A 6,978-nucleotide genomic window follows, 5' to 3' on the forward strand; every position below is an offset into this window, starting at 1 on the left:
CACAAATGACAAGATCTCCAAGCAGCGGAAGTTCAATTTCTGGCGGTGCTTCAAAGGGAAACGACAACACATTAGTGGGCTTGTCTTTCCCTCTGTAAGTGCTGTTTAGCATTTGGCTTTCACGGGCATCGACGATGCGGATCGTCAGCTCCGCCTGTTCCATGCTATTACCAATGGCGGTTTTTACCCAGAGGGCAAATTGTTCTTCACTAGGAAGATAGTCACTCGCCGTGGCGTATTGCACATCTAAGGCTAAATCAAGACTCATGCTTTAAAACTTCCTGTTGCGTTTGTGGGTGCGCTTGTTGATTGTCGCGGCGCTCTTTTTCGGCCTTTAATGCCTGCTCTTTACGATCAAAAGCCTCATAGGCTTCGACAATGCGAGCAACCACAGGATGACGCACAACGTCTTGAGACACGAAGAAGTTGAAGCTGATTTCTTCCACTTGGCTTAATACTTCAATGGCGTGGCGCAGACCTGACTTAACATGTTTGGGTAAGTCGGTTTGGGTGATGTCACCAGTAATGACCGCGCGTGAGTTAAAGCCAATACGGGTTAAGAACATTTTCATCTGTTCAACCGTGGTGTTTTGGCTCTCATCGAGAATAATAAAGGCATCGTTTAAGGTGCGGCCACGCATGTAGGCCAAAGGCGCTACTTCGATAACGTTTTTCTCGATTAAGCGCTCGACCTTTTCAAAGCCGAGCATTTCAAACAAGGCATCATAAAGTGGGCGCAGATAGGGGTCGACCTTCTGGCTTAAATCGCCCGGTAAGAAGCCGAGTTTTTCACCCGCTTCAACCGCAGGGCGGGTGAGCAGAATACGGCGCACTTCTTGACGCTCTAGTGCATCAACCGCGGCGGCAACGGCCAAATAGGTTTTACCTGTGCCCGCTGGACCAATACCAAAGGTAATATCATGGCGCACAATGTTGGCCACATAGGTGCTTTGGTTGGGGTTACGCGGTTTTATCACGCCACGGCGGGTTTTGATAACTAAGGCTTTATCGTCACCGCTGTCGTCCTGCTCTAGGGCAATGGCTTCTTGAATGGCCAAATGCACTTGTTCAGGGTCGAGATCCGGCGTGCTGCTCTTGACCGTTTGAGTTTCAATATAGAGCTGCTTAAGTAAGTTATTGGCACTTAAACAGTGACGTGGTAATCCGGTAATTTGGAAATGGTTGTTCTTACGGACTATCTCAACGCCAACGCGACGCTCAATCTGTTTGATATTGTCATCGAAGGGACCGCACAGTGAAGCCAAACGGCGGGTTTCTGCGGGTTCGAGATACAGATTCATAGTGGTTAATTTACTGGACAAACAGTACTCCTATTGTCAAATAACAAGCAAATTATCAAATACCAAGCAAAGTGCTGAGTGAAAGCTAAGTGCGATGTCAGTCAACTATCGCAGCCTCTATTCAGAAGATAATCTCAGTTTACGAGTCATCTATCATAATTGCTAACGGAAAATCACTAATAGCAGGCAGTTGTTATGGCCATAAAATAAGAGGGCGACATTGTCGCCCTCTTTATATAGGTGCACGAACCGAAGATTTAAACCCTTAAGGTTTAAATTGAGTTACGCCCAGTTCATCATCTTGCTTATGCTTCGCCAGAATATCTGATGAGCGCAGGTTACGGCGCAGATCCATTTCATCTTCACCGCGGATAAATTTACCGCGTAGCGAGTTAGTGTAAACGTCGACAATCTCGACATCCACAAAGGTACCAATGTGTTTTGGTAAGCCTTCAAAGTTCACTACACGGTTGTTTTCGGTGCGACCGCGCAGTTCCATCGGGTTTTTCACCGAGGGGCCTTCAACCAGAATGCGTTGCACTGTACCCATCATATGGCGGCTGTAACGCATGGCCTGTTGAGTGATACGGTCTTGTAGAATCGCCAGACGTTGCTTTTTCTCTTCCATATCAACGTCATCGGGTAAATCTGCCGCTGGCGTGCCTGGGCGCGCACTGTAGATAAAGCTAAAGCTGTGGTCAAAACCTACATCTTCAATCAGCTTCATGGTATCGGCGAAGTCTTCTTTAGTTTCACCAGGGAAACCAATAATAAAGTCGGAGCTGATTTGGATATCAGGGCGGGCTTTACGCAGACGGCGGATGATAGATTTGTACTCAATCGCCATATGGCCACGTTTCATTGCGGTGAGAATGCGGTCAGAACCTGACTGTACTGGTAAGTGCAGGAAGCTGACTAATTCAGGCGTATCTTCGTAAACGTCGATGATATCCTGGGTAAATTCAATGGGGTGACTGGTGGTGAAGCGAATACGGTCGATGCCGTCGATAGCGGCAACATAGCGTAATAGCTCGGCAAAGGTACAGATCCCGCCATCGTGGGTTGCGCCACGGTAAGCATTGACGTTTTGACCGAGCAGGTTAACTTCGCGCACACCTTGTTCTGCCAGTTGGGCAATTTCAAGAATGATGTCGTCCGATGGGCGGCTGACTTCTTCACCACGGGTATAAGGTACCACGCAGAATGAACAGTATTTGCTACAACCTTCCATAATTGACACAAACGCCGTTGGGCCTTCGGCGCGTGGTTCGGGAAGACGGTCAAATTTTTCGATCTCAGGAAAACTCACGTCGATCACAGCTTTATCGCCGCGGCGTACTTGTTCGATCATCTCCGGTAGACGGTGAAGCGTCTGTGGTCCAAAGATGATGTCAACACAATGAGCTCGGTCTTTAATCGCTTTACCTTCTTGAGATGCAACACAGCCACCCACACCAATAATCAGGTCAGGATTTTTATCTTTGAGTGTTTTCCAACGACCTAACTGATGGAACACTTTTTCCTGTGCTTTTTCACGGATAGAACAAGTGTTCAGCAGCAGAATATCTGCTTCTTCTGCTTCTTCAGTTAAGGTGTAACCTTGGTATTCGCCTAAAAGATCCGCCATCTTAGATGAGTCGTACTCATTCATTTGACAGCCCCAAGTTTTAATATGGAGTTTTTTGCTCATCAGTTGTGTTGCCCTACGCTGCCCTGTAAAAAGAGTCCCGAGCCGTCGTTGCCTTGTAAAAAGACCAACAGACCGCCCAGTCAAAATAGCGCGACATTTTACCCGCAGTTGTGGCTGCTGACCAGCGTTGTCCACATTTTTACTCGCTAATCCTATCGGATTATGATACCCACAAAGAAGCTAGGTTTATCGCTATTGATGGGTTTTAGGTGATTTATTCTTGGTGACTTAGTGCGACATTTGCCATTGGCAACAAGCTATTGCTGGAGCAAATGCCAATGTCTTCACGGATTTAGAGTCGAAATACGTTCAACATTTCCGTGGTGTAGTGATATAGGGCATAATCGAGCCTGTTGCGGTAACTGACGGTAACGTTTACATGGTTGGTGTGGCAGCCAATGCATTATTTACAGCGCAGCAGTTGCGAATGGCGATGGTGTGACAAGGTGCATTTGACAAGTCTAAACAACAATATGAGTGGTAATTAAGATGAGCCAAACAATGAGCCAAACACAGCAATCTGCATCGATAACATCAGAGACTCAATCTTTTGATGTGGTTTTAGTCGGTGGCGGCATGGTGGGCGCGGCAACGGCGATTGGTCTTGCACAGCAAGGACTTAACGTTGCTGTAGTTGAGTCCTTTACGCCCGAGGCTTATTCCCCCGAGCAGGCATTAGATGTACGCGTGTCGGCGATAAGCGTGGCCTCTGAACAGTTACTCGAGCAGTTAGGCGCGCTTGAGAGTCTGCTTAACATGCGTAATGTGCCTTATCTGGGCTTGGAAACCTGGGAGCTTGATGGCTGTATTACTCAATTCCATAGTTCACAAATCGGCGCTAGCCATTTAGGCCATATCGTTGAAAACCGTTTAGTGCAGCTCGCCCTGTGGGAGCAAATGCAGCAATGGGAAAATATTCAACTCTTTTGCCCTGAGCGCGTTGCCTACTTTGCGCGTGGCGTTGATACGGTAAGCGTGCACTTACAATCCGGTTATTCACTTGAGGCTAAGCTGTTGGTTGGCGCTGACGGTGCGAATTCTCAAGTACGCCAATGGGCGGGCATTGGGATTTCGGGTTGGGACTATGCTCAATCGGCCATGCTGATTAATATCCAAACCGCCCAAGGTCAACAAGATGTGACTTGGCAGCAATTTACACCTAGCGGCCCACGTTCCTTGTTACCTTTACCCGGTAATCATGCCTCGTTAGTTTGGTATGATGATGCCAATCGCATCAAACAGTTAATGCAACTGAACAATAAACAGTTGGCCGACCAAATTCGCCAGCATTTTCCATCTCGTTTAGACAGTGATTTTACGGTTGAGGCCAAGGGCAGCTTTGCGCTCACGCGCCGGCATGCTCAGGCTTATTTTAAGCCAAATGTGGTGATTTTAGGGGATGCAGCGCACACCATTAATCCGCTTGCTGGTCAAGGGGTTAACCTTGGATTTAAAGATGTTGGAGCTTTATTGACAGCCATCAAGACGGCATTAACTGAGGATAAACCATGGTGGTCAACCGAGGTATTAAGCCAATATCAAGCAAAACGTTACCTTGATAATCAGCTGATGATGACCACTATGGATGTGTTTTACGCTAGCTTTAGTAATGATATTTTGCCGCTTAAATTACTTCGCAATGGCGCATTAAAATTGGCCAATATCAATTCTCCCATCAAACAAACTGTACTTAAGTATGCGATGGGGCTCAATTAGTTCCTCGTTGTGAGCACTTGCTTACTCGGTATTTGTTGACTTACGCATTGAGTGCTAAAATGCCGCGTTTTTAACGAGTATAAGCGGCATTATTAGCTCAATATGGTCGACCTGTGTGCTTTGCCATCGACCAATTAACGCAGTATTGAGTGCCATTAGTGAGTGTCATGAGCGAAATTAAATTAATCGTAGGGCTTGCCAATCCGGGTACTGAATATGCCCAGACTCGCCATAATGCGGGTGCTTGGTATGTGGAAGAATTAGCCCGTATTTGTGGTGTGAGCTTAGTCGCCGATAGCAAGTATTTTGGCCTGACAGCCAGAGCCGTATTACACGGTAAAGATGTGCGTTTACTCATACCGACTACCTATATGAACTTAAGTGGTAAAGCCGTAGGTGCTTTAGCTAATTTCTTTCGTATTACACCTGAAGAAATTCTGGTGGCCCACGATGAGCTGGATATGCCACCGGGCGTGGCTAAATTTAAACTCGGTGGCGGCCATGGTGGTCATAACGGTTTAAAAGACATTATTGCCAAATTAGCCAATGATAAAAACTTCTATCGTTTACGGATTGGGATTGGTCATCCCGGCGATAAAAATAAAGTCAGTGGTTACGTACTGGGTAAGGCTCCCGCGAAAGAGCAAGAGCTGATCAATGCTGCCGTAGACGAAGCCGTTCGCTCAACTGAAATTTTATTTAAAGAGGACATGGTGAAAGCCATGACTCGATTACACTCCTTTAAAGCGGAGTAATATTTGGGTAGGCGCTTTGTTATAGGTCGCTATTCAAACGTCAAGACGATTTATCAATGTGCTGCCAAGGGGCAGTGCGACTAAAACTTGCTGGTGAGTGTGACTTGCCAGCCAATCATCGAGAGAAAGGTAAGAATATGGGTTTTAAATGCGGCATTGTTGGTCTTCCTAACGTAGGTAAATCAACGCTTTTTAATGCGTTAACTAAGGCTGGCATCGAAGCGGCAAACTTCCCGTTTTGTACCATTGAGCCAAACACTGGTGTAGTGCCTGTGCCGGATCCTCGTTTAGATGCGCTGGCGGCAATTGTTAATCCTCAACGTATACTGCCAACCACCATGGAGTTCGTGGATATCGCAGGCCTAGTTGCAGGTGCTTCTAAAGGTGAAGGTTTAGGGAACAAGTTCCTTGCTAACATCCGTGAAACCGATGCCATTGGTCATGTGGTACGTTGTTTTGACGATGACAACATCGTTCACGTTGCAAACAAAGTGGATCCTGCTCGTGACATCGAAGTGATCAATACCGAGTTGGCGCTTGCCGACTTAGATAGCTTAGAGCGCGCCGTTATTCGTCAGCAAAAACGAGCTAAGGGTGGCGATAAAGACGCTAAGTTTGAGGTAGAAGTCCTTGAGAAAATGCGTCCAGTGCTCGATGAAGCCAAAATGCTGCGCTCGATGGATCTTTCTAAGGAAGAATTAGAAGCTGTTGCTTACTTAAATTTCTTAACCTTAAAGCCAACCATGTACATTGCCAACGTGGCTGAAGATGGGTTTGACAATAACCCACACTTAGATGCAGTGCGTGCCATTGCTGAAAAAGAAAACGCCATTGTGGTTTCAGTGTGCGCTGCAATTGAATCAGAATTGGCTGAAATGGATGTTGAAGAACGCGATGAGTTTATGGCAGACCTTGGGTTAGAAGAGCCTGGGTTGGATCGCGTAATCCGTGCGGGTTACCAGTTATTGAACCTGCAAACTTACTTCACTGCGGGCGTAAAAGAAGTGCGTGCTTGGACCGTTTCTGTAGGCGCGACTGCACCACAGGCGGCGGGCGTTATTCATACCGACTTCGAACGTGGGTTTATCCGTGCACAAGTGGTGGCATTTGACGACTTTATTGCCTATAAAGGTGAAGCTGGCGCCAAAGAAGCGGGTAAGTTACGTGTAGAAGGCAAGACTTATATCGTTCAAGATGGCGATGTGATGCACTTCCTGTTTAACGTATAAGTTAGCCATTATTGGGCTAAGCTGTAGAAAGTTAGGCAAAATACGGGCAACAGAGGCTGATTTAGTGTATCTGTTGCTCAGTTTGGTGAAGTAATAGCCGAACGGTTTGTATCAAGGAAAATAGCGAAAAAAAGCTGTTGACCTCGATACCTCGAATAAGCATAATACGCCCCGTTCCTCGCTACGAGGGGCGCGCAATAACGAAGTGGCAATGTAGCTCAGCTGGTTAGAGCACAGCACTCATAATGCTGGGGTCGCAGGTTCAAGTCCCGCCATTGCTACCATTT

The 6,978-nt window shown here is 46.8% G+C and carries 6 protein-coding genes and 1 tRNA gene; 4 read left to right on the plus strand and 3 right to left on the minus strand.

The features are described from left to right. The 3 genes from ybeY to miaB form a co-directional block, all read right to left on the minus strand. The coding region (ybeY, locus tag SHEWPOL2_RS21100; RefSeq protein ID WP_037431401.1) for an rRNA maturation RNase YbeY at positions 1–268 on the minus strand (268 nt) is incomplete at its 3' end. Continuing rightward, positions 258–1,322, minus strand: a complete 1,065-nt coding sequence (locus tag SHEWPOL2_RS21105) for a PhoH family protein (protein ID WP_037431403.1) — start codon at positions 1,320–1,322, stop codon at positions 258–260. The genes SHEWPOL2_RS21105 and ybeY, both read right to left, overlap by 11 nt. Positions 1,323–1,566: 244 nt before the next feature. Continuing rightward, on the minus strand, positions 1,567–2,991 hold the full coding sequence (gene miaB, locus SHEWPOL2_RS21110; RefSeq protein WP_037431405.1) for a tRNA (N6-isopentenyl adenosine(37)-C2)-methylthiotransferase MiaB: 1,425 nt from the start codon (positions 2,989–2,991) through the stop codon (positions 1,567–1,569). 501 nt (positions 2,992–3,492) lie between these two features. On the opposite strand from miaB, the gene SHEWPOL2_RS21115 reads away from it, so the two are divergent. The 4 genes from SHEWPOL2_RS21115 to SHEWPOL2_RS21130 all read left to right on the plus strand — a co-directional run bounded on the left by SHEWPOL2_RS21115 (position 3,493) and on the right by SHEWPOL2_RS21130 (position 6,975). Next, positions 3,493–4,707, plus strand: coding sequence for an FAD-dependent oxidoreductase (locus SHEWPOL2_RS21115; RefSeq protein WP_037431410.1), 1,215 nt, complete (start codon positions 3,493–3,495; stop codon positions 4,705–4,707). Positions 4,708–4,874: 167 nt separating this feature from the next. Then, positions 4,875–5,462 (plus strand): aminoacyl-tRNA hydrolase, encoded by a 588-nt coding sequence (pth, locus tag SHEWPOL2_RS21120; RefSeq protein WP_037431406.1) that lies wholly within the window; start codon positions 4,875–4,877, stop codon positions 5,460–5,462. A gap of 137 nt (positions 5,463–5,599) precedes the next feature. Beyond that, complete coding sequence (gene ychF, locus SHEWPOL2_RS21125) at positions 5,600–6,691, plus strand: redox-regulated ATPase YchF (RefSeq protein ID WP_037431408.1); 1,092 nt, start codon at positions 5,600–5,602, stop codon at positions 6,689–6,691. A gap of 207 nt (positions 6,692–6,898) precedes the next feature. Next, positions 6,899–6,975: transfer RNA gene (locus tag SHEWPOL2_RS21130), tRNA-Met, on the plus strand. The last annotated feature ends 3 nt before the right edge of the window (positions 6,976–6,978 follow it).

Origin of the sequence: Shewanella sp. POL2 (genome assembly GCF_000282755.1) — a bacterium.
GTDB lineage: Bacteria > Pseudomonadota > Gammaproteobacteria > Enterobacterales > Shewanellaceae > Shewanella > Shewanella xiamenensis.

What these genes read in the sequence shown, in the direction of transcription:
- miaB (WP_037431405.1), bottom strand. Translation starts at nt 2,991, where the DNA reads ATGAGCAAAAAACTCCATATTAAAACTTGGGGCTGTCAAATGAATGAG.
- SHEWPOL2_RS21115 (WP_037431410.1), top strand. Translation starts at nt 3,493, where the DNA reads ATGAGCCAAACACAGCAATCTGCATCGATAACATCAGAGACTCAATCT.
- pth (WP_037431406.1), top strand. Translation starts at nt 4,875, where the DNA reads ATGAGCGAAATTAAATTAATCGTAGGGCTTGCCAATCCGGGTACTGAA.
- ychF (WP_037431408.1), top strand. Translation starts at nt 5,600, where the DNA reads ATGGGTTTTAAATGCGGCATTGTTGGTCTTCCTAACGTAGGTAAATCA.